Genomic DNA, 20,832 nt, shown 5'->3' with positions numbered 1-20,832 from the left:
TAGCCGCGGCGCGCACGACGAAGGCCCCGGCTGTCCGGTCCACCAGGGTCCGGACGGTCGGGGCCTTCGACGGGGTGCGCCGCCGCCTGTCGGGGAGGGTCCCCGGCCCGGCGAGCGGTCGGTGCGCGTCATGCGGTACGGCGCGGCAGGCGGGCCTGCCGGGTGTTCGCCGGGACGCGGGTCGTGGTGCGGCGCAGCTGCGACCGGCGCAGGGTCTGCTCCTGCAGCTGCTCGCGACGGCTGAGGGCCGCCACGTCGTACGTGATCAAGGGATGCATGGTTCTGCTCTCGTGACGCTGGGTTCGTGGGTCTGGCCGGACCCTCCACCGCCCGGTACGGACCGGACGGACGTCACCGCGGTGTGGGTACATACGACCACGGGGGTCGTGGGCGGTGCATCCCTTTTTCGCCACGAGCGTCGGGTCGCGCCCCGGTGCCCGACGGCGGACGGTCGCGGTGCGGCGTCGGCCCGCCGTGCGTAGCCTCCGGGGATGAGCGCGGGGGAGAGGCGGACGGGCGGGACGCCGGGCGGCGCGTCGCTGCGCGGGGTCCTCGTGAGCGTGTGGCCGGGCCTGCTCCTGGTGCTCGCGGGGGTCGCGGGTTTCGCCCTCCTCCTGGACGCGGTCCGCGAGCAGGACGACCTGTGGCGGCTCGACGAGCCGCTGCTCGCGTGGATGGTCGCGCACCGGACGTCGGTCGTGACGGGCGTCCTCACGGTGGTCACCACCGTGTCGGGGCCGTTCGTGCTGCCCGTTCTCGTCGCGGTCGGGTGCGTGGTGTGGGCGCGGCGCACGGGGACGTGGTGGGAACCGGGCCTGCTCGCGGGAGCCATGCTGCTCGCGACGCTGGTCTCGACCGTGCTCAAGGCGGTGATCGCCCGGCCGCGGCCGCCGGACGTGTCGATGGTCGTCGCCGGGGTGGAGCGATCGTTCTCCTTCCCGTCCGGGCACACGATCGGCGCGGCCACGCTGGTCCTGGTGGGCGGGTACCTGGTGTGGCACCGCCACCACGACCCGCGGGTCCTCGCGGTCTGGGCGGTCGCCTCCGTGCTCGTGATCGGGGCCGTGGCGCTGAGCCGGCTCTACCTCGGGTACCACTTCCTCACCGACGTCCTGGCGGGCCTGTCGCTCGCCGTGGCGGTCCTGGGCGTGGTGGTCGTGATGAGTCGCGTCCACGACGGGCGGGTGCGGCGTCGCGGCGGCTCGGAAGAGGTGCCGGAGCCTCGCTAAAGAACTCTTGCGCAAGAAGTCTTTCGTGAACTAGCGTGAGGGCATGAGCACATCGGCCGACCCTCACGCCACCGGCCCGGACGACCCGGGCGCGCCCAGCGATCCCGCCCCCGCGCCGTCGTCGGGCACGCTCCCGCGCGGCCCCCGGCCCGAGGCGGGCCAGGTCGTCGCCCGCGACCCGGCGACCATCCGGGCGCTCGCCCACCCGCTCCGCCTGCGGATCCTCGCGCTGCTCGACGACGAGGGCGAGGTGACCGCGACGCGGTGCGCCGAGGTCATGGGCGAGTCGGTCGCGAGCTGCTCCTTCCACCTGCGCATGCTCGCCAAGTACGGATACGTCGAGCCGGCGGAGCGGCGCGGCAAGGAGCGGCCGTGGCGTTCCGTCGGGCGGGGCCGGCAGACGACGTTCGACCCCGACGTGCCGGAGACGCTGCACGCGGCGGGCGCGGTCGCGAGCCTCATGATCGACCAGGAGGCGGCGCGCGTGCGGACGTGGCTCGCCGGCGCGGCCACCGACGACCCGCAGTGGCTCCTCGCCTCCACGATGACCGGCGCGTCCTTCTACGCGACCCGCGAGGAGCTCGACGCCCTCGCCCGCGAGGTCGAGGCGCTCACCGACCGGTTCCGGGGGCGCTGGGAGGACACGTCGCTCCGTCCCGCGGGCGCGCGCCGTGCACGCCTCTTCTCCGTCGTCAACGCCGATCTCCCGGAGGCCCCCCGATGAGCGCGACCCCCGAGCCGACCGACGTCGCCGCCCCACCCGCTCCCAGGGACGCTCCCGGGGACGCGCCCCAGGACGCGCCGGGGGCGGCGGCGGAGCCCGGCGCCGCGGCCGTCCCCGTCGCCGTCCGGGACGACGCCCCGGACCCCCGGGCCGCGCTGCGGTCCCGCGGGTTCCGGCTCCTGTCGGTCGCGTGGGGGTTCACGAACTTCGCCGACTCGGTCCTCGCGATCATCCTCGCCGTGTGGGTGAAGGACCTCACCGGCTCGAACGGTGCCGCGGGGCTGGTGTTCGCGGCGCTCGGGCTGCCGGCGCTCGCGTCCCCGCTCCTCGGGCAGCTCGCCGACCGGGTGTCGCGCCGACGGATGCTCGTCGTCACGTACCTCGTCGGCGCTGTGAGCCTCCTCGCCCTCCTCGCCGTCCGCGGGCCCGAGCAGGTCTGGCTCGTGTTCGTGGTGACGGTGATCTACTCGGGGGTCGGGTTCGCGACGGCGGCGGCCCAGGCGGGCCTCGTGCGGGACATGCTCCCGGACGAGGCGATCGCGCCCGCGAACGGCCGGCTCACGACGATCGACCAGGTCTTCCGCCTCCTCATGCCGGTCGTCGGCGCGGGCGCCTACGCGCTCGCCGGCGCGTGGCCGCTCGTGGTCGCCGCCTCCGTCGCGTTCGCCGTCGCGGGCACCGTCATCGGCCGGATCCGGCTCGTCGAGACGCCGCCGACCCCGGCCGCCGAGCGCGAGCCGTACCTGGCCGAGATGACGGCGGGCTTCCGCCACCTCGTGCGGACGGCCCCGCTCGGCGTGCTCACCCTCGCCATGCTCGTCGCGTTCGCGGGGGTCGGGCTGCTCAACGCGGTCAGCCTCGCGATCGTCGAGGACGGGCTCGGGCTGGCCCCGGAGCTGCTGGGTCCCATCTCCTCGGTCCAGGCGCTCACGGCGATCGTCGCGGGGCTCACGGCGGCCCGCCTCGTCGCCCGCTGGGGCGCGCAGCGGCTCGTCGCCCTCGGGCTGCTGGTGCTCGCGCTCGGCATCGTGCCCGCGACGGGGACGAACGTCGTGGCGATCGTGCTCGGGCTGGGCGCGGTCGGGCTCGGCGCCACCTGGTCGATCGTCGGCTTCGTCACCGAGCGGCAGCTCCGCACGCCCCCGGGCCTCCAGGGGCGCGTCGCCGCCGCCAGCCTGCTGCTGGTCAACGTCCCGCAGCTCGTGCTGACCGTGGTCGGCGCGGCCCTCGTGGGCGCCGTCGACTACCGCGCCCTGCTGGTCGTGACCGTGGTCGGCATCCTCGTCGCGGCGGTCGTCTCCCTCCGCGGCCGCCGCGCCACCGGCGAGCCTGCGTCCCGATGAGAGCGCCCTCTCCGCGAGGTAGAGGCCTGGTGCGGCGGGGTAGAGGACTGGTACAGCGAGGTAGAGGCCTGGTCGTGACCAGGGCTCTACCTCGTGAGACCAGCGCTCTATCTCGGCACGACGGCGGGACGGGCCGTCAGTCGTCGAGGCCGCGGGCGCGCAGCGCGTCGCCGAGCGCGTCGGCCTGGCGCAGCGCGCCGACGACGAGCGGGACGGCGTAGGCGCGGACGTCGTGCTCGCGGCCCCGGGCGCGGCACGCGTCCCGCACGCGCTGGGCCAGCGCGGCGACGACGGGGACGCAGCGTACGGCGAGCGACAGGACGAGGGCCGCACGGTCGACGTCGACGCCGAGGCGGCGCAGCGGCCGCAGCCCCCGCTCGATCGCGGCGAGGACGGCGGACGTCCGGGTCGTGAGGAGCACGAGCCCCGCGAGCGCGACCAGCGCGACGAGCCGGGTCGTGAGCACGACCGCCGGCACCGGGCCGAGGGCGAGCCACTGGACGGCGAGGAGCACGGGCACGACCACGCGCAAGGGGCGCACCTGCTCCCACGCCGCACGCCGTCCCACGCCGGCGACCGCGTAGAGCGCGCCGACGGCGAGGACCACCGCGCCGACCCCCGCCGGCGAGGACACGAGGAGCACGACGGCCGACGCCGCCGCCAACCCCGCGAGCTTGGCCCCGGCCGGGGCGCGGTGCAGGACCGACGACCCCGGCCGGTAGGTGCCCGGGGTCACGACGCCCCGTCGACGAGGCGCAGGTAGCGCGCGACGGCGGGCCCCGGCGCGTCGTCGGCGACGACCCGTCCGTCGTCCACCACGAGCACGCGGTCCATCGCGTCCATGAGCGACAGGTCGTGCGAGACGAGCACGACCTGCTGGGGGAGCGCCGCGAGCTCGGCGGCGAACCGCCGCGTGTTGCGCAGGTCGAGGAGCGTCGTGGGCTCGTCGGCGACGACGAGCCGCGGCCCCGCGGCGAGCACCGACGTGAGCGCGAGGAGCTGCTTCTGCCCGCCCGAGAGCAGGTGTGCGGGGTGGTCGGCGTGGTCCGCCAGGCCGCGCGCGGCGAGGGCCGCCCGCACGAGGGCGTCGCGCTCGGCCGGAGCGTGGCGACGCAGCGAGTACGCGACGTCCTCCGCGACCGTCGGCATGACGATCTGGGCGTCCGGGTCCGTGAACACGAACCCCACGCGCCGACGGACCGCCGGGCCGTCGCGGCGCGTGTCGAGGCCGTCGACCAGGACCCGGCCCGACGTCGGCACGACGAGCCCGTTGAGCAGGCGCGCGAGCGTGCTCTTGCCCGAGCCGTTGGCCCCGACGATCCCCACGCGCCGCTCGCGCAGCTCGAGGTCGACCCTGCGCAGCACGTCGCGCTCGCCGAGGCGCACGTGCACGTCCTCGAGCCGGACCGTGCAGGCGGGCCCGGCGGGGTCGTGCTCGGGCGTGGCCGGGGTGCCCGTCGCGAGGAGGGCGCCGGACCCGTCCGCCGGCGCGGTCGAGATGATCCCGGCGGCGGCTCGTCGCCGCCGGGCCGACCGGGCGCGCGCGATCACCGGACGACCTCCAGCACGGCCGCGACACCCAGGCCGCCGCCGACGGCCGCGGTCGCGAGACCGAGCGTCCCAGCAGGTGCACCCGCGCGCACGAGCCGCGAGAACAGCCGCACGACCGACACCGCGCCGCTCGCGCCCCACGGGTGCCCGAGCGCGAGCGCGCCGCCGTCGGCGCAGACCCGCGCGTCGTCGACGGGGTCGCCGAGCGGGTCGAGGCCGAGCGCGTCCGTCACCGCGAGGACCTGCGCGGCGAACGCCTCGACGACCTCGACCGCCGCGACGTCGTCCAGCCGCGTGCCCGCGCGGTCGAGCGCCGCGCGCACCGCGGGGACCGGCCCCCACCCGGGCAGCGCCGGGTCGCAGCCGACCGTCGCCGACGCGAGCACGCGCAGACCCGGGACTCCGAGCCCGCGCCGGACGCGCTCGGGCACGACCGCGACCGCCGCCGCGCCGTCGCTCACCGGGCTCGTGGTGGCGGCGGTGACCGTGCCGCCGGGCGTGAAGGCTGGCGAGAGGCGGGCGAGCACCGCGGGGTCGAGGCGCCGCGCCCGTTCGTCGCGCGCGAGCGACCGTGTCGGCGCGCCGACCCGGACCGTCTCGGCCGCGAACCGCCCGCCCACGTGCGCGGCGAGGGCGCGCGCATGGCTGCGCACCGCGTACGCCTCCTGGCGCTCGCGGGTCACGCCGCGGCGGCGCGCGAGCGCGTCGGCGGCGGCACCCATGCCCGGGTCGGCCCACGGCGTCGGCGCGAACGCGGCGCGCGCGTACGGCACGTCGCCCCACACCGTGTGGTGGGCGCGCGTGGGAGCGAGGGACGCGCTCTCCGTCCCGCCGGCCAGGACGAGGCGCGCCTCGCCCGCGCGGACCTGCTGCGCGGCGAGCAGCACCGCGGCGAGACCGGAGGCGCACTGCCGGTCGACGGTCAGCCCCGGCACGGTGACGCCGAGGCCCGCGGCGAGCGCTGAGGCCCGGGCGACGTTCCCGCCGGGCCCGGTGCAGCACCCCAGCAGGACGTCGGCGACGTCGTCCTCGACCCCGAGGGCCCGCGCGTCGCCGAGCGTCGCGCCGAGCGCACCGGCCGCGAGGTCGACCTCGGACGCCGACCGGTGCCCGTGCCCGGCGGTCCCCACCCACGTGCGGCGCGCGGCCACGACCACGGGCGCGTCCGCCCACGCCCCCGGCGCGGTCACCGCAGCGGCTCCAGGCCCGACCGCGCGGGGTCGGTCCCCAGCAGGGCCTCGCTCACGGCCCCGCGCGCGGGCTTGCCCGACGGGGTCCGGGGGAGGGCGCGCGTGCCGTACCAGCGCCGGGGCCGCTGCGCCGGGGCGAGCGCCGCGCGCGCGACGCGCTCCAGGTGGGCGCGCAGCCCGGGCCGGTCGTCGCACTCGACGACGGCGCTCACGACCGCCCCGAGGCGCCGGTGCGCGGTCCCGAGCACGACGACGTCGCGGACCCCCGGCACGGCGCGCAGCACGACCTCGACGTCCTCGGGCACGACCGTCGACCCGCCGGTGAGGATCGCCCCGTCGCCGCGGCCGCGCAGCACGAGCGTGCCGGGCGGGGCACCGGCCGCGGACGGCGACGTCGACGGGTCGGGCAGGGGGTCGGCGAGGTCGCCCACGGTGCTCCACGCGCCGTCGCGCCGCAGCGGTCCGGTGGCGCGCGCGAGGTAGCCGCGGGACACCCAGGGCGAACGGACCCAGACCTCGCCGACGCTCGCCTGCGGCAGCGGCCGGACCTCGAGGTCGACCCCCGGGAACGCACGCAGCCCCGACCCGTCGGGGTCGTAGGCGACGAACGAGAGCTCGACCGCGCCGTAGTAGGCGAGCACGTCGACGCCGAGCGCCGCCGCGCGCGACCGCGCCCCGGCGGCGAGGGACGCCCCGCCGACGACCGCGTGCCGCAGCCGCGACGGCGCCCCTGCGGCGACGGCGTCGAGCACGTCGTCGAGGACCTGCGGCACGAGGTGCACGACGTCGCTGCTCGCGAGCGCGGAGGTCGTGGCGGCCGGGGTGCGTGTGAGGTAGGCGCACGCACCGACCGCGAGCGTGTGCACGGCTGCGAAGCAGTAGAGCGACGACGCGAGCGGGCCGGGGACGAGCACGGTGTCGGCGGGACGCAGCCCGAGGAGCCGCGTGACGTCGTCGAACGAGCCCGCCCACGACGCGCGCGTGCGCACGACCGCGCGCGGCCGGCCCGTGCTGCCCGAGGAGAACCCCGCCCACGCGAGGTCGTCCGGACCGGGCTCGTGGCCCGTGCCGGGGTCCGCACCCCCCTGCGGGGCGAGCCCCGGCACGAGGTCGGGGAGGGCGCCGGTCCCGCGCGGCAGGGGCACCTCGACGAACGTGCGCGGCGCGAGGGTGCGCAGGACCTCCGCGCGGTGCGCGCGCGGCCACGCCGGGTCGCACACGAGCGGCGTCGCGCCGGCGTGGTCGGCGGCGAGGACCGCCGTGAGCAGGTCCAGCGGGTCGGGCAGGGACACGGCGACGAGGTCGCCCGGGCGCGTGCCGGTCGCCGCGAGGTGCGTCGCGCCCGCGCGCACGTCGGCGGCGAGCGCGGCGTAGGTGCGCGACCGCTCGGGGGTGCGCAGGGCGGGGCGGTCGCGCGCCGCCGGGTCGGCGGCGTGCGTCAGGACCTGGTGGGCGACGGGCACGCGGACACTCTCGCAGGTGTCAGGAGGCGGTGCGGCCGGCGGCCATGGGACGGCCCGCAGAACGGCCCGACCGGCGCGCGGCCGGGTAGGCGCGCACGACGCCCACGGTGATCGCCGCGGCGGCCAGCGCCTTGAGGACGTCGCCCGGGAGGAACGCGAGGGAGAGCTGCGCCGTCGTCGCGAGCGGTACCCCCGTGACGGCGGACTGGACCGGCACGCCGCACGCGTAGACGACCGCGACCCCGCCGACGAGGCACGCGACGAGCACACCGCCGAACGTCACCCGGCGCAGCCGGTCGACGAGCCAGCCCACGACCGCCGCCCCCGCGAGGAACCCGAGCAGGTAGCCCGCGGACGGGCCGACGAACGCCCCGAGGCCGCCGCGCCCGCCCGCGAGCACCGGGAGGCCGGCCGCCGCGAGCGCGAGGAACGTCGCGACCGCGAGCGTGCCGCGCCACGCGCCGAGGATCGTCCCGGCGAGCATGACGCCGAGCGTCTGGAGCGTGATCGGGACCGCGTTCCCGAACAGCGCGATCGACCCCGGCATCCCGAGCGCGGCGATCAGCGCCGCGAAGGTCGCGACGCGCGCGGCGTCGCCCGCGTCGAGCGCGAGCGGCGCGCGGCGCCCCGCTCCCGGACCGGTGGTCTGCGTGGCGGGCGCGGGCGTCCCGGGGGTCGCCGTGGTCGGTGCGTCGGTCATGGTGCTCCCTGCGTCGTCGTGACGGATCGGTGCCCGACCCGTCGTGGCCAGGTCCACTCTCCCGGCCCTGCGCGGTGCGCGACGACGGGGACGCGGACGACGGCGGTGTCGCCGCGTGCACGGATCGCACAACGGGTTGGAGGGTTCCACCAACCTGGCTGTCGTCGCGGGATCCGGTCTCGGAGGAAGTCGACAACCGCCCCTCTGCCGCGTGCACCGGGACGGCCCACGGCGGCTCTTGGCACTCTCCGGGGGAGAGTGCTAGAACAGAGGTGTAGCCGCCTGCGAGGTGCCTACCTCGCGGGACCACCGACCGGTCCCGGACGGTCCGGGACCGACCGACGAGGAGGTGAGAGGTGTGGCTGCGATGATCGACCCGTTCACGACCACCTTCGATGCGATGGACCGCCTGGTCGGCCAGCTCGCGTCCGGGGCGCGCGCGACCGCGGCGTCGGCGTCGGGCGGCATGCCGCTCGACCTGTTCCGGGCGGGCGACCACTACGTCCTGACGATGGACCTTCCCGGTGTCGACCCGGGGACGATCGACGTGTCCGTCGAGGACCGCACGCTGACGATCCGCGCCGAGCGCAGCCCGCGGACCGATCCCGACGTCCAGTGGCTCGCGCGCGAGCGGCCCTCGGGGACCTACGCGCGTCAGCTCACGGTGGGGCGCGGGCTCGCGCTCGACCAGATCTCGGCGTCGTACGAGGACGGGGTGCTGTCGCTGACGATCCCCGTGGCCGAGGAGGCCCGGCCGCGCCGGATCGAGGTCGCGCACCGCGCGGGCAGCAGCGGTGCGGCGACCCAGATCACGGCCGAGGCCGAGCCTCGGACGACCGAGGGCTGAGCCGGCTCAGACCTCGCCCGGGAGCGCCTTGCGGACGACGAGCCGCGTCCACGCGCCGAGGTAGACCCGGTCCCCGTCGGACAGCTCGCGTCGCTGCCCGGCGGGGACCGGGTCCGTGGGGAGCGGCTCGCCGGCGGGGCTCACGTACGTCCCGTTCGACGACTGCAGGTCCTCGACCCACCACCGTTGACCGTCCGTGCTGAGCTGGCAGTGCCGGCGGGAGACGCCCGTGTCCGCGCCGCAGTCGACCTGCGGGTGGATGCCGCGGGACACCGACGGGCGGCCGACGAGCACGCTGCGCTCGCGCAGCACGACGAGGCCGGGCAGGCCCGCCGAGGGCATCGGGTCCTCGGGCTGCTGCGCCGCGTACCAGTCGGGGTCGATCCAGATCTCCACGACCCACTGGTCCGGCCCCGGGACCGGGGGCGTCGGGAGGTGGGTGCCCGACGTCGCCGGCTCGCCCGGGGCGCCCGCCTCGGGTGCGGCGGCGGGGCTCGGGGCGGGCAGCGGGGGCGGGGTCGACGACGACGGGGACGTCGCGGCGGACCTTGCCGCGGAGGTCGGCAGCGGGGGCGGCGTGGACCCGGAGGGTGTGCCCGGCACCGGGGGTGCGGAGGTCGCGGGCGCGGGCGTCGGGCGCGACGGCGGGTCGAGCGAGAGCGCGGACGGCGGCTCGACCGGGTCGGGCAGGGCGCCCGTGGTGAAGTCGTAGCCGCAGTTCTCGCAGAACAGCGCGCCGCCGGGCGCCGGCGACCCGCAGTTCGGGCACGTCGTCGCGGGCGCGGCCGCCCCGGCGCCGCCCGGCGCGGGCGTCGCACCGCTCGCGACGGGCGCGGACGGGGCCGACGCCGCGCCGATCGGCTCGCCGCACACGTCGCAGTAGTCGGTCGACTCCGACGGGTGCCCGTTGGGGCAGACGACGGCGCTCACCGGCGGACCCGCGTCGTCTTCGTCGAGGCGGTGTCGAGGGCCATCTCGTCGAGGGTCGACGTGTTGCGCTTGAGGCGCACCGTCCCCTGCTCCTCGTTGTCGATGTCGACGACCTTGCGCAGCCGCGACGTCGCCTCCTCGTTGCCGGTCTGCTGCGCGAGCTGCACGGCCCGCCCGAGCTTGACGGTCGCCGTCGCCTCGTCGCCCGACGCCTTGGCCGCGAGGCCCTCCTGGATCGCCGCGGCGAGCTCGGTCTGGCCCGTGTAGTGCGCGACCTCGGGGTTGATGCGGGTGGTGAGCGACTCGTCGTCGGACCACTTGGCCTTCACCAGCCCGGAGGAGACGACCTCGCCGTTCACCGCGAGCTGGACGCGCGCCGCGAGCTGCTCGGAGCCGACCGGCTTCGACGCGACGCGGACCGCGACGTGGTAGTCGCGCGACTCGTCGCCCCACGAGCCGGTCGGGTAGGCACCCGTGAGCGGGTTCACCTCGGCGCGGCGGTGCGTGAGGTCCTCGACCGTCGGCGCGACCTGGCGCACGAACAGCACCTGCGAGCCCTGCGGGGCCCACACGCGCAGGTCGGCCGAGGCCACCCCGCGGGCCATGGACGCCTGCATGAGCCGCTCGAAGTCGGCCGCGATCTCGTTCGGGTCCGCGATGAGGCCGACCGAGCCGAGCAGCGCCGTCGAGATCTCGCGCAGCTCGTCGACCTGCCAGCGCGAGCCGACGCCGCGCGCGTCGCACTGGAAGTGCCCGGTGACGTCCCGGACCGCGGCGGAGAGGTTCGCGCGCGGCTCCGACTCGTTCTTGCCGTCCGTGAGGAGGATCGCGTGCCGCTGCGCCGCCTGGGGAACCGTCGCGAAGAGCTGGTCCGCGAGGCGCAGCCACGTGCTCATCGCCGTGCCGCCGCCGGGCGTGAGCATCGAGATCGCGCGCTTCGCCTCGGCGCGCGCCCCCGGCTCCATCTGGACCATCGCCATGCGCGCGTTCGGGTACGGGAAGACGCGGTTGGCGACGTGGCTGCCGCCGACGATCGCGAACCACGTGCCGTCGAGGATCTGGTCCACGGCCACCTGGGCGGCGTGCTTCGCGGCCTCCATGTTGCGGCCCGACATCGAGCCGGACGTGTCGACCATGATGATCTCGGCGACCCCGCCCGCGCCGCCGACGCTCCCCGCGCTCCCGGCCCCCGTGCACGTCACGGTGACGATCGCGTGGACGTCCGTGGCGCCCTCGGACAGGAACTCGTTCTGGTAGACCTCGGCGGCGAACTCGGCCATGGGGGCTCCTTCGGTGGTGCGGGTGTTCGTGCAGGCTATCGGGTCGGGGGTGGTGGTGGCGGGTCGTGCGGGGGGTCCGGCGGGACCGCGGCGCGCGGCCCGTCAGGACCTGGGGACCGTCGTCTCGAGGTCCGGGTCGAGCTCGGGGGACGTCGCGGCGGACGACCGGTCGAACCGCGCGAGCGTCGCCGTGATGTTGTCCCGGCCGCCCTGGGCGTTGGCCCAGTCCACGAGCGCGCCCGCCACGGTCTGCGGTTCGTGGCCGACCCGCTCCTGGGTGGCGTGGAGCAGCGCCGCGAGGTCGGCGGCGGGGGAGCAGTAGTTCCACAGCCCGTCCGAGCAGACCAGCACCCAGCCGTCGCGGTCGGGGAAGGTCGCGGCCGTCCGGGCGACGGGGTCCGGGGCGTCGGGGCCGAGCCAGCGCGTGATCGCGTGGGCCTGCGGGGAGCTCTCCGCCTGGACGCGGGGGATGCCCTGGGCCATCATCTCCTGCGCCCAGGAGTCGTCGACGCTGAGCTGGTGCGCGTCGCCCTCGTCCGGGATCCAGTAGGCGCGCGAGTCGCCCACCCAGCCCGTGACGACGAGCGGGCCGTCCACGACCGCCGCGACGAACGTGCACGACGGCGGGTTCTCGCGGTCGGCCATCGCGCCGACGGTCGTCAGGATCGCGTCCTGCGCGGCCCGCGAGGCGTCACCGACGAGCGCCGACCAGGCGGCGACCCGCGCCGTCGGCTCGCCGACGACGGGGGAGGTGCCCTCCGGGGCGCCCGCGGCCAGCAGGTCGCGCGCCGCCCGCGCCGCCGCGAGGCTCGCGACGTCGGAGTCGGGCGCGGAGGAGACGCCGTCGCACACGACGAGCGCGGCGAACGCGCGGTCCGCGGTCGCGGACGGGCTCGCGGCGAGCGCCATCGCGTCCTCGTTGCGGGAGTGCCGCACGCCGCGGTCGCACACGCCGGCGACCCACGTCGCGGGGCGCTCGGCCCAGTGGTCCCGCTCGGACGCGGCCGGCTCGCCGCACTCGGTGCAGTACCCGTCCTCGGCGACGCGGCCCCCGCACCGCACGCACGGCCGGACGCCGGGGTCGGCGGCGCCGTCGCCCGGCGCGGACGCAGGGTCCGCGGACGCACGCGGCGACGTCTCGGGGCCGGCGGGTGCCCCGTCCGCTCCGCCACGGTCCGCCGCCTCGCCGTCCGCGTCGCCCGCCGGGGGGAGCGGGGCGAGCGGCGTGCCGCACGCCTCGCAGAACCGCGCGCCCTCGGGCGACGGCTCGCCGCACGCCGGGCACGCGAGCACTGCGGCCGACGCCGGGACCGCCCGGTCGGGGTCGATCTGGCCGCGGGCGGCCTGGTCGGGGACGGCCTGGTCGGGCAAGGGCGCCGGGGCGTCGCTCATCGGACCGTCCACCGTCGCACCTCGTTCGCGCGGTCGACGAGCGTGACGCGCTCGTCGCGCGACTCCGTGAGCGACGCGAGCTCGCGGTACGCGCCCTCGAGGGCGTCGCGCAGCGCGGGCTCGTCGGCGGGGACGCCCGCGATCCGCGTCGTCGGCTCGGGACCCGACCGCGTGACGGTCTCGAGCGCGGAGCGCAGCACGCCGACGGACAGCTCGGCACGCTCGCGCGGCGCGATCGACACCGCGGCGACGCTCGCCATGGCGTCCGCGAGCGCGGGCAGGCCGCGCCCCGACTCGGCGAGCAGGTGCGCGCGCAGGGTGCGGGACTCCACGTACGACCCGCGCGTCGGCCCCACGAGGTCCAGCGCGTGCAGCGCCCCGTCCAGGTCGCCGCGCGCCTCGCGGATGCGCATGAGCCCGAACGCGGCGGGCGCGGTGTAGTTGGCGTCCGTCCGCGCGCAGATCACGTAGAGCGACTCCGCGATGTCCGGCTCGGCGCTCAGCTCGCAGGCAGCGGCGAGCGCGAGCTTCGGTGCGAGCTCGCCGGGCACCTGGCCGTAGACCGCGTTGAACGACGCGCGCGCGGCGACCGGGTCGCCCTGCGCGAGCTCGCCGAGACCCCCGAGCCACGCGGCGCGCCACTCCCACGGGTCGTCCGCGAGGATCGTGCCGATCGTGCCGCGCAGCACGTCGAACCGGCCCGCCTCGATCGCCGCGCGGGCGCGCGCGAGGTGCACCTCGACCGTGTCCTCGGGCGCGTCGGCGAGCGCGGCGAGCCGCGCGTCCGGGTCGACGACGTTGACACCGGCGAGCCAGCTCGCCATCGGGTCGTGGTCGTCGCGGCGCAGCGTGGGGAGCTCGTCCCACGCGAGCGGCCGGGCCGCCACGTCGGCGACCGGCGCCTCGAACAGCACGGACGCCGCCGAGTGCAGCGCCGGGTTGCCCGGCCCCGCGTCGGCGGCCACGACCTCGCGCAGCACCCCGAGGAGCTGGGTGCGCATCTCGTCGGCGGTCGCGAAGCGGTCCGCCGGGTCGAGCGCGCACGCCTTGGCGAGCAGGCGGTAGAACGAGTCGTACTGCTGGAACACGGGCGTGTCCGCGACCGGGGGCAGCGACGCGACGTACGTCGTCGTGTTGCCGCGGAAGTCGAGGACGAGCGTCGCGAGCGTGCGGCCGATCGTGTAGATGTCGGAGGCGATCGACGGGCCGACCTCCGCGACCTCGGGCGCCTGGTACCCGACGGTCCCGAAGATCGCCGACGTGAGGTCGTCGCTGCGGCGCACGCCGCCGAGGTCGATGAGCTTGACCCCGTCGCCCTGCTGGATGACGTTCTCCGGCTTGAAGTCGCAGAACAGCAGGTTGTGGTCGTGCAGGTAGGCGAACGCGGGCAGGATCGCGAGCACGTAGGCGAGCGCCTGGTCCACCGGCATCGGGTCGATCGCGCCCTTGTTGGCGTCCCGGCGGTCCTGGAGGATCTCCTTGAGCGACTCGCCGCCGACGTACTCCATGACGGTGTAGCCGGCGCCGTCGTGCATGGCGAAGTTGTAGATCTCGACGATGAGCGGGTGCTCGACCTCCGCGAGGAACTGCCGCTCGGAGATCGCGGCCGCGTAGGCGTCCGGGTCGCCCGAGTTGAGCAGGCCCTTGAGCACGACCCACCGGCCGGACACGTTCTGGTCGCGGGCCAGGTAGATCCAGCCGAGGCCGCCGTGCGCGAGGCAGCCGACGACCTCGTACTGCCCGCCGACCAGGTCGCCCGGGGAGAGCTGGGGCGTGAAGTCGAAGCGGTTGCCGCAGTGGGGGCAGAAGCCGGACGTGCGGCCGGGCTGCCCGTCGCGTCCGCGGCCGACCTTCTCGCCGCACGCGGGGCAGTAGCGCTTGCGCTCCGCGACCTCGGGCACCGCCATCACGGACTGCAGCGGGTCGCGCGCGGGGACGGACGGCACGGTCGTCAGCCCCGCGCCGAGGCCGCGACCGCGCAGGCGGGTCGACGACGTCCCGACGCGACGCGTGGCCTTCGAGCCGGTCGCGGCGGTGCGCGCCGAGCCGAGCGCGGCCGTGGCGAGGCGGCTCGAGCTCGTGCGGCCCGTGCGCGTCGAGCGCTCGGCGTCGGGGTCCGCGCCCGCGGCCGGCCCCGCCCCGGGACGGCCCTGGACGAAGCCGGTGCCGAGCATCGCGGACGGCGACGCGGCGGCAGCCGTGCCGGGCGCCGGCGCACCGGTGGTGCCGGTCGAGGCCCCCGTCGGCGTGCCGCCGGAGCCGCCCGCGGGCGTGCCGCAGACGTTGCAGTAGCCGTCCTCGATGGTGCCCGGGCAGCCGGGCTCCGAGCACGGGACGGTCGCGGTGGTGGTCACGACGACGCTCCTTCCGGGGTGGGCAGGTCGCGGGTGAGGAACTGGTACTGCTCGACGAGGAAGCGGGCGAGCGTCACGTCGCACGGCACGGCCTCGACGGCCTCGCGGGCCTCGGCGTGGCCGGAGCGCACGGTCGCTGACGCGGAACGCCCGTTGGCCTCGGCCCTCTCGGCGAGCCGCTCCAGGCTGTAGCGCAGCTCGGCGCGGGCGCGCAGGGGGCGGGTGTAGGCCTCCTCGACGGTCTCGACGGCGCGCGCCACGGTCGCCAGGCGCGCCGTGTACGCGTCGAGCTCGAAGCGGGAGTCGGGGACCGGACCGAGGCGGGAGACGTCGGGGACGGCGAGCCGCGGCGGGTGCGCGATCTCGCGCCGGCACCGCGCGACGAGCTCGCGCAGGGCGGGCTCGCGCGCCTCCAGCGCGTCGCGCTGCTCCTCGGTGCGGGCACGGTCGCGGCGCAGCTCGCGGCGCTGCGCCGACGCGACGATGAGGTCGCGCTCGGCGCGCGCGACCTCGGTCTCGAGCTCCGCGAGCGGGCCCGAGACGTCGGCCCCGCGCGCGGCCTGGGCGACGAGGTGGTCGAGGCGTCCGCGCAGGGTCTCGACGCGCCCGCGGGCGTCCGCGTCGGAGCCGGCCAGGTCCTCGCAGCGCACGAGCTCGGCGCGCACGCCGCGCAGCCGCGCGACCTGGTCGGCCGTGTGCGGGTCGAACGACAGGCGCGTGCGGAGCTGCACGACGAGCGCGTCGCACAGCTTCACCGCCTCGACGAGCGAGACGAGCGCGGCGCCGGAGCCGGAGTCGAGCCGGCCCCAGACGAGCTGGGAGATCTTCTCGCGCGCGACGGCGTCGGCCCGGCCGGAGTCCCAGACGGGCCGGATCTCGTCCGCGCGCGAGCGGATCGCCTGCCAGAGCGACAGCGCGAGCACGAGGTCGGCCGTGTAGACGTCGGGCGTCGCCGCGGCCTGCGCGGCGGCGTCGAGCCGGTCGAGCTCCGTGCGGCGCTCGTCGAGCCACGTCTCGAGCGCGGCGAGGTACGCCAGGAGGTCGGCGGCGGGGATCGCCTCGCCGAGGCGTCCCGGCGCCTCGGGCGCGGTCGAGCGGGTCACGGCGTGCGGCCGTACACCGCGGTCGGCGGCGCCGGCGCCGGGCCGAGGCCGCCGAGCCACTCGTCGTAGATCGCGGCCCAGCGCCCGTCGGACTTCATCTGCTCCAGCACGCCGTTGACGAACCGGACCATGTCCACGTTCTGCGCGGGGACGCCGATGCCGTACGGCTCGTCGCTGATCGCCTCGCCGACCACCGTGGCGTACGGGTCCTGCGCGGCGAACCCCGCGAGGATCGTGTCGTCGCCCGTGATCGCGTCGACCTTGCCCTGCTGGAACAGCACGAGGCACTGGGTGTGGGTCGTGGCCGGGACGGGCTCGATGCCGGAGAACTGCTCGAGGCGCGTGAGCGTCGTCGTGCCCTCGGGCGCGCACACGCGCTGGCCCTCGAGGTCGGCGATCCCGCTCGCCGTCGAGTCCCGCGTGACGAGCACCTTCTGGCCCGCGTGGTAGTACTCCGCCGAGAACGCGATGGTCTCCCAGCGCTCGCAGTTGATGGTGAACGCGCGGGCGACGAGGTCGACCTCGCCGTTCTCGAGCACCTCCATGCGCTGGCCCGACGTGATGACGCGGAACTGGAGCCGGTCGGGGTCGCCGAAGATCGCGCGCGAGATCTCGTGCAGCACGTCGATGTCGAAGCCCTCGATCTGGCCCGACAGCGAGTTGCGCGCGCCCATGAGCAGCGTGTCGGCCGAGACGCCCACGACCAGCGACCCCCGGTCGCGGATCGCGGCCATGGTGCTCCCGCCGGGCAGCGCGTCCGGACCGGGCAGCGCGCCCTCGGGCGCGTAGGAGGCGAGCGGGTCCGCGCACTCCGCGGGAGCCGCGGGGGCGGCGGGCGCATCCTCGGTGGCCTCGTCCTGAGGAGCCTCCGTGAGGCGGAGGTCGTCCGCGCCGGACGGGCCCGAGCACGCCGTCAGCGCGAGCGCCGCGGCGAGCGCGGCGCCGACGACGCCGGTGCGGCGTCGGCGTGCGGCGGCGCGTCGGCTCCGGGCGGACCGGTCGGGGGTGGCGAGCGTCGTGGTCACCGGTACTCCTCCAGTCGTGCGGTCACGCCGCGCCACGCGAGCAGGGCGGCGACCAGGCCCGCGGCGAGCAGGAGCCAGCCCGCGACGGTCGCGGTCGTCGCCGCCCCGTCGAGCCGCTGGCTCGTCGCGGCCGCGTTGGTCTCGATGTCGTCGCGCGCGGACGTGGAGAACGCGTCGAACGCGGCGTTGGGGCTTTCGGGGTCCGTCGCGGTGGCGAGCGCGACGGCATCGTCCCACTGGCCCGCGTCGTCGAGCGCGCGGATGTCCGCGTGCCGAGTCACCCACGCCTCGAGCGCCTGCACGGTCGACCCGTCGAGGATCCCCTCGGACGCCGCGGTGTCGAGCCGCGCGGTGGCGTCGTCGGTCGCCGTGACGAACGCCTCCTCGTACGCCTGCCCGGACCCGCGCTTGATGAGCGTGAACGCCTCCATCGACTTGGCGTCGTTGGCGAGCGAGTAGGCCTGGGACGCGGCGAGCGTCGCGGCGTACGGGCCGGTGCGCACGTCCTGCGCGCGCGAGCCCGCCTGGGCCAGCAGGACCGTGGACACGATGCCGACCACGAGCACGACGGCGGTGGCGACCGCGAGGCCGACGTTGAGCACGCGGTGCGTGCGGCGCGCGAGCCACACCTGGCTCACGACGAGCACCGCGAGCGCCACGAGCCCGCCCGCGAGCACCCACAGCGCGTTGCGGACGCCCGAGAAGTCGGCGGCGACGCGGTCCGCGTCGTCGAGCACGACCTCGTCGAGCGCCGGGAGCATCTGCTCGCGCAGGATCGTCGACGCCTGGTCGAGGTACGCCGAGCCGACGGGGAAGCCCTGCCGGTTGTTCGCGCGCGCCTGCTCGACGAGCCCGGTGTAGACCGTGAGGTCGGCCGCGACCTGGCCGAGCAGCTCCGCGTCGCCCTCGTTGCTCCCGGAGAGTGTGGCGAGGCCGGTCGCGGCCTGGTCGACGAGGTCGTCGTACCGGGCGCGCTGGTCGGCGGGCTCGAGGCCTCCGACGAGGAACGCGCCGGTCGCGGTCGCGTCGGCCGCGACGAGCGCGTTGCGGACCTCCTGGACGCCGACGAGCTGCGCGGTGTCCTCGCTCGCGGCCTCGAGCGCCCGGGACTGGACGCTCCCCGCCTGGAAGCCGAGCACGCCGAGCGCGACGGCGGCGAGCACGCACAGCGCCATGACGAGCCGCAGCTTGCCAGGCGTGCGGCGCAGCGCGCCCCGGGCGCGGGACACGCCGGCGCTCGGTGCTCCGCTCGGGGCGCCGGCCGGGCGGGGCGCGCCGCCCGGCGCGGGGCCGCCCGCGGGGACGATCTGCTGGCCCGCAGGGCGGACCGGGGTGGTCGTCATGCGTTCTCCTCGGCGGTGGAGGGGGCGGTCTCGGGCGCGTCGTCGGACGCGACGTCGGGGGACGGCGCGTCGTCGGTGGGCGCGTCCGCGGTCGGGGCGTCGTCCGGGGCGCCGTCGGGCTCGGGCGGGTCGAGCGTGGCGAGAAGCGCGGGGGCGCCCTCACCGTCGACGACGTCGACCGGCAGCAGGAGCCGGAGCTCGTCGATCGTCGGCGCGTCGGTGTCCTTGAGGCGCCACGCGTGGCGCGCGATCGCGCCGTCGAGCACGTTGCGCGCCCAGCGCGCGTTGCCGAAGCCCTCGGTGCGCGGCTGGGCCGCGGCGAGGCGCGCGAACACGTCGAGCGCCTCGGGCGTCGGCTCGAAGTCGGACTTCGCCGCCATGCCCGCGAAGATGTCGCGCAGCTCGGCGTCGGCGTAGTCCTCGAACGTGATGGTCGTGGAGAACCGCGACTCGAGGCCGGGGTTCGTGGCGAGGAAGTCCGCCATCGGCCCGGGGTAGCCCGCCACGATGACGACGAGCTCGTCGCGGTGGTCCTCCATGTCCTTGACGAGCGTGTTGATCGCCTCGGCGCCGTACTGGTCCTCCGCGAGGCCGTACGCCTCGTCGACGAACAGCACGCCGCCGAGCGCGGTCGCGACGACCTCGGACGTCTTCACGGCGGTCTGCCCGAGGTAGCCCGCGACGAGCTCGGAGCGGTCGACCTCGACGAGGTGGCCCTTCTCGAGCAGCCCGAGCGCCCGGTAGATCCCCGCGACGAGGCGAGCGACCGTCGTCTTGCCCGTGCCGGGGTTGCCGAGGAACACGAGGTGGCGCGTGAGCGTCGGGCGGGTCAGGCCCGCCTCCGTGCGCAGCTTCTCGACGCGCAGCAGCTCGGTCTGGCGGTGGATCTCGTCCTTCACGCGGGTGAGCCCGGTGAGCGCGTCGAGCTCGGCGAGCAGCTCCTCGATCGAGCGGGGAGGCTCCTCCTCGGCCGCGGCCTCGGCGGTCGTCGCCGCCTCGGTCCGCGTGGCCGTGGCGTCGGCGCCGCCCGCGGGCGCGCCGGCCGGCGTCGTGCCCGACGGTGCGGCGGGCGCCGGGCCGTGCGACGTGCCGGACGGTGCCGCGGCGGGGCGGGCACCGAGCGCGTCGAGGATGGACGCGACCGACGGGACCTCGGGCGCGGGGCGGCGGAGGCCGTCGAGCGAGCCCTGCGCGGCGAGCAGGTCGCCGAGGTCGAACGGGTCCGCCCCGCCGGCCGACGGGCGCGCGGCGAGCGGCCCGCCCGCGGCGGGCAGCGGCGTCGGGCCCGACGGCGTGCGACCGGCACCCGGGACGGCGGCCGGGGCCGGTGCCGGGACGCCGCCCGACTGCTGCACCGCGGCGGTGGCCGCGGCGGCCCCGGCCACGTGCGGGCCCGGGGAGCCGAGGTGCGCGGCGGCGCGCGCGACGTCGGCGAGCGCCTGCCCGTACGCGGTCGCGTGCTTCGAGCGCGCCGTGCCGAGCGCGGCGAGGACGTCCGTCGGCGACGTGCGCCAGCGCCGCGCGCTCGACGCGGCCGTGAAGAACGCGCCCGTCGCGGCGGGGTCGTGCCCGAGCGCCGCGAGCCACGCGGCGGGTGCGCCGGGGGAGGACTCGGCGACGGCCGCCGCGAGGCGGGCACCCTCGTCGCGCGCGGCCTCCTCGTCCACGCCCGCGGCGCTCGCCGCGGCGTCCAGCGCGTCGAGCGCCGCCGCGAGGCTCGGGACCACCTGGCCGGTCATGGTGCCTCCAGTCGTCCGGGTTCCGACGTCGTGCCGCTCGGCGGCTGGGGCGTGCCCTGGCCCGCCCCGGGGTCGAGCGCGATCGACGAGTCGCGGAACTTCTCCGCGAGGAACGCGCCGTGCGCGACGAGCGCGGCGGCGTCGGCGCGCGAGACCGCGTCGGAGATCTTGTCGAGCGTCACGCCGAGCAGGTCGAGCTGGTCGCACAGCAGCATGAGCGACGTCTTGCCCTGCGCGACGACCCGCCGGTCGGCGAAGTCGCGCGGGAGGCGCAGGTACGCGCCGACGGCCTCGGGCAGGTAGCTCGTGGCCGTCGCGACGACCGTGTGCGCCTGCTGCGACCCGCCGCCGAGGCGGTCGAGCCGCGGCACCATCTCCTCGACCGTGCCGGTGATGCGGTGCACGCGCGCCGTGACGGCGGGCGGCACCCGCCCCTCGATCTGCTGCTCCACGCGCTCGACCGAGGCGAGGATCTCGGCCGACGTCGGCGGGGCGGGCAGCTCGAGCGCGGGCTCGGGCGCGGGGGACCGGCCGCCGAGGCGGCCGATCACGTCGGAGAACCAGCCCATCTAGCTCGGGGTCCGATCTGTGGTGCGGGGAGCGGCGGTCAGGCCGCGGG

General features: G+C 77.0%; 19 protein-coding genes. 4 read left to right on the top strand and 15 right to left on the bottom strand.

Going from position 1 to position 20,832, the window contains the following annotated elements; all coding sequences use genetic code 11:
- Nucleotides 1-128: 128 nt before the first annotated feature.
- Nucleotides 129-278: a hypothetical protein gene (locus ACZ402_RS07990; protein WP_156533217.1), complete on the bottom strand. Its 150-nt coding sequence runs from the start codon at nucleotides 276-278 to the stop codon at nucleotides 129-131.
- A gap of 213 nt (nucleotides 279-491) precedes the next feature.
- Between ACZ402_RS07990 and ACZ402_RS07985 the strand changes: the two genes are divergently transcribed.
- Genes ACZ402_RS07985 through ACZ402_RS07975 form a run of 3 tightly spaced genes read left to right on the top strand, consistent with a single transcriptional unit; the run spans nucleotide 492 to nucleotide 3,296 of the window.
- Nucleotides 492-1,229 carry a phosphatase PAP2 family protein gene (locus tag ACZ402_RS07985; RefSeq protein WP_375822856.1) on the top strand — a complete coding sequence of 246 codons (738 nt, stop codon included), beginning with the start codon at nucleotides 492-494 and terminating at the stop codon, nucleotides 1,227-1,229.
- Nucleotides 1,230-1,272: 43 nt separating this feature from the next.
- Complete coding sequence (locus ACZ402_RS07980) at nucleotides 1,273-1,953, top strand: ArsR/SmtB family transcription factor (RefSeq protein ID WP_375822855.1); 681 nt, start codon at nucleotides 1,273-1,275, stop codon at nucleotides 1,951-1,953.
- On the top strand, nucleotides 1,950-3,296 hold the full coding sequence (locus tag ACZ402_RS07975; RefSeq protein ID WP_375822854.1) for an MFS transporter: 1,347 nt from the start codon (nucleotides 1,950-1,952) through the stop codon (nucleotides 3,294-3,296). Before ACZ402_RS07980 ends, ACZ402_RS07975 begins: the two co-directional genes overlap by 4 nt.
- A 136-nt stretch (nucleotides 3,297-3,432) precedes the next feature.
- On the opposite strand, the gene ACZ402_RS07970 is transcribed toward ACZ402_RS07975, so the two are convergent.
- The 5 genes from ACZ402_RS07970 to ACZ402_RS07950 all read right to left on the bottom strand — a co-directional run bounded on the left by ACZ402_RS07970 (nucleotide 3,433) and on the right by ACZ402_RS07950 (nucleotide 8,200).
- Entirely contained in the window at nucleotides 3,433-4,032 is a 600-nt protein-coding gene (locus ACZ402_RS07970; protein ID WP_375822852.1) for a CbiQ family ECF transporter T component, read from the bottom strand.
- A complete protein-coding gene (locus ACZ402_RS07965; protein WP_375823161.1) occupies nucleotides 4,029-4,688 on the bottom strand; it encodes an energy-coupling factor ABC transporter ATP-binding protein in 660 nt (219 codons plus the stop codon). Before ACZ402_RS07965 ends, ACZ402_RS07970 begins: the two co-directional genes overlap by 4 nt.
- Before the next feature lie 155 nt (nucleotides 4,689-4,843).
- Nucleotides 4,844-6,037: a thiolase family protein gene (locus ACZ402_RS07960; RefSeq protein WP_375822850.1), complete on the bottom strand. Its 1,194-nt coding sequence runs from the start codon at nucleotides 6,035-6,037 to the stop codon at nucleotides 4,844-4,846.
- Nucleotides 6,034-7,500 carry a class I adenylate-forming enzyme family protein gene (locus ACZ402_RS07955; protein ID WP_375822849.1) on the bottom strand — a complete coding sequence of 489 codons (1,467 nt, stop codon included), beginning with the start codon at nucleotides 7,498-7,500 and terminating at the stop codon, nucleotides 6,034-6,036. Before ACZ402_RS07955 ends, ACZ402_RS07960 begins: the two co-directional genes overlap by 4 nt.
- Before the next feature lie 19 nt (nucleotides 7,501-7,519).
- Nucleotides 7,520-8,200 carry a biotin transporter BioY gene (locus ACZ402_RS07950; protein WP_375822847.1) on the bottom strand — a complete coding sequence of 227 codons (681 nt, stop codon included), beginning with the start codon at nucleotides 8,198-8,200 and terminating at the stop codon, nucleotides 7,520-7,522.
- Nucleotides 8,201-8,558: 358 nt separating this feature from the next.
- On the opposite strand from ACZ402_RS07950, the gene ACZ402_RS07945 reads away from it, so the two are divergent.
- Nucleotides 8,559-9,047, top strand: coding sequence for an Hsp20/alpha crystallin family protein (locus ACZ402_RS07945; protein WP_374614547.1), 489 nt, complete (start codon nucleotides 8,559-8,561; stop codon nucleotides 9,045-9,047).
- Nucleotides 9,048-9,053: 6 nt separating this feature from the next.
- On the opposite strand, the gene ACZ402_RS07940 is transcribed toward ACZ402_RS07945, so the two are convergent.
- The 9 genes from ACZ402_RS07940 to ACZ402_RS07900 all read right to left on the bottom strand — a co-directional run bounded on the left by ACZ402_RS07940 (nucleotide 9,054) and on the right by ACZ402_RS07900 (nucleotide 20,782).
- Entirely contained in the window at nucleotides 9,054-9,977 is a 924-nt protein-coding gene (locus tag ACZ402_RS07940) for an FHA domain-containing protein (protein WP_375822845.1), read from the bottom strand.
- Nucleotides 9,974-11,257 (bottom strand): VWA domain-containing protein, encoded by a 1,284-nt coding sequence (locus ACZ402_RS07935; protein ID WP_375822843.1) that lies wholly within the window; start codon nucleotides 11,255-11,257, stop codon nucleotides 9,974-9,976. Before ACZ402_RS07935 ends, ACZ402_RS07940 begins: the two co-directional genes overlap by 4 nt.
- Nucleotides 11,258-11,359: 102 nt before the next feature.
- Complete coding sequence (locus ACZ402_RS07930) at nucleotides 11,360-12,649, bottom strand: protein phosphatase 2C domain-containing protein (protein ID WP_375822841.1); 1,290 nt, start codon at nucleotides 12,647-12,649, stop codon at nucleotides 11,360-11,362.
- Complete coding sequence (locus tag ACZ402_RS07925) at nucleotides 12,646-15,003, bottom strand: serine/threonine-protein kinase (RefSeq protein WP_375822840.1); 2,358 nt, start codon at nucleotides 15,001-15,003, stop codon at nucleotides 12,646-12,648. The genes ACZ402_RS07930 and ACZ402_RS07925 overlap by 4 nt, the downstream gene beginning before the upstream one ends.
- The gene (locus ACZ402_RS07920; protein WP_375822838.1) at nucleotides 15,000-16,106 is read right to left on the bottom strand and encodes a hypothetical protein; all 1,107 of its coding nucleotides are present in this window, start codon (nucleotides 16,104-16,106) and stop codon (nucleotides 15,000-15,002) included. Before ACZ402_RS07920 ends, ACZ402_RS07925 begins: the two co-directional genes overlap by 4 nt.
- Nucleotides 16,103-17,131: a glutamate ABC transporter substrate-binding protein gene (locus ACZ402_RS07915; protein WP_375822837.1), complete on the bottom strand. Its 1,029-nt coding sequence runs from the start codon at nucleotides 17,129-17,131 to the stop codon at nucleotides 16,103-16,105. Before ACZ402_RS07915 ends, ACZ402_RS07920 begins: the two co-directional genes overlap by 4 nt.
- Nucleotides 17,128-18,474 carry a hypothetical protein gene (locus ACZ402_RS07910; RefSeq protein ID WP_375822835.1) on the bottom strand — a complete coding sequence of 449 codons (1,347 nt, stop codon included), beginning with the start codon at nucleotides 18,472-18,474 and terminating at the stop codon, nucleotides 17,128-17,130. The genes ACZ402_RS07915 and ACZ402_RS07910 overlap by 4 nt, the downstream gene beginning before the upstream one ends.
- Nucleotides 18,471-20,213 (bottom strand): AAA family ATPase, encoded by a 1,743-nt coding sequence (locus ACZ402_RS07905; protein WP_375822833.1) that lies wholly within the window; start codon nucleotides 20,211-20,213, stop codon nucleotides 18,471-18,473. The genes ACZ402_RS07910 and ACZ402_RS07905 overlap by 4 nt, the downstream gene beginning before the upstream one ends.
- Complete coding sequence (locus tag ACZ402_RS07900; protein WP_375822831.1) at nucleotides 20,210-20,782, bottom strand: hypothetical protein; 573 nt, start codon at nucleotides 20,780-20,782, stop codon at nucleotides 20,210-20,212. The genes ACZ402_RS07905 and ACZ402_RS07900 overlap by 4 nt, the downstream gene beginning before the upstream one ends.
- Nucleotides 20,783-20,832 lie beyond the last annotated feature (50 nt).

This window comes from Cellulosimicrobium sp. NPDC030954 (genome assembly GCF_055571305.1).
Note: the sequence above shows the minus strand (reverse complement) of the source record. Positions and strands in the feature narration are given on the sequence as shown.

Excerpts from the sequence above, each read along its gene's own strand:
- ACZ402_RS07985 (WP_375822856.1), top strand. The coding sequence starts at position 492 with ATGAGCGCGGGGGAGAGGCGGACGGGCGGGACGCCGGGCGGCGCGTCG.
- ACZ402_RS07980 (WP_375822855.1), top strand. The coding sequence starts at position 1,273 with ATGAGCACATCGGCCGACCCTCACGCCACCGGCCCGGACGACCCGGGC.
- ACZ402_RS07900 (WP_375822831.1), bottom strand. The coding sequence starts at position 20,782 with ATGGGCTGGTTCTCCGACGTGATCGGCCGCCTCGGCGGCCGGTCCCCC.
- ACZ402_RS07990 (WP_156533217.1), bottom strand. The coding sequence starts at position 278 with ATGCATCCCTTGATCACGTACGACGTGGCGGCCCTCAGCCGTCGCGAG.
- ACZ402_RS07905 (WP_375822833.1), bottom strand. The coding sequence starts at position 20,213 with ATGACCGGCCAGGTGGTCCCGAGCCTCGCGGCGGCGCTCGACGCGCTG.
- ACZ402_RS07910 (WP_375822835.1), bottom strand. The coding sequence starts at position 18,474 with ATGACGACCACCCCGGTCCGCCCTGCGGGCCAGCAGATCGTCCCCGCG.
- ACZ402_RS07935 (WP_375822843.1), bottom strand. The coding sequence starts at position 11,257 with ATGGCCGAGTTCGCCGCCGAGGTCTACCAGAACGAGTTCCTGTCCGAG.
- ACZ402_RS07950 (WP_375822847.1), bottom strand. The coding sequence starts at position 8,200 with ATGACCGACGCACCGACCACGGCGACCCCCGGGACGCCCGCGCCCGCC.
- ACZ402_RS07975 (WP_375822854.1), top strand. The coding sequence starts at position 1,950 with ATGAGCGCGACCCCCGAGCCGACCGACGTCGCCGCCCCACCCGCTCCC.
- ACZ402_RS07930 (WP_375822841.1), bottom strand. The coding sequence starts at position 12,649 with ATGAGCGACGCCCCGGCGCCCTTGCCCGACCAGGCCGTCCCCGACCAG.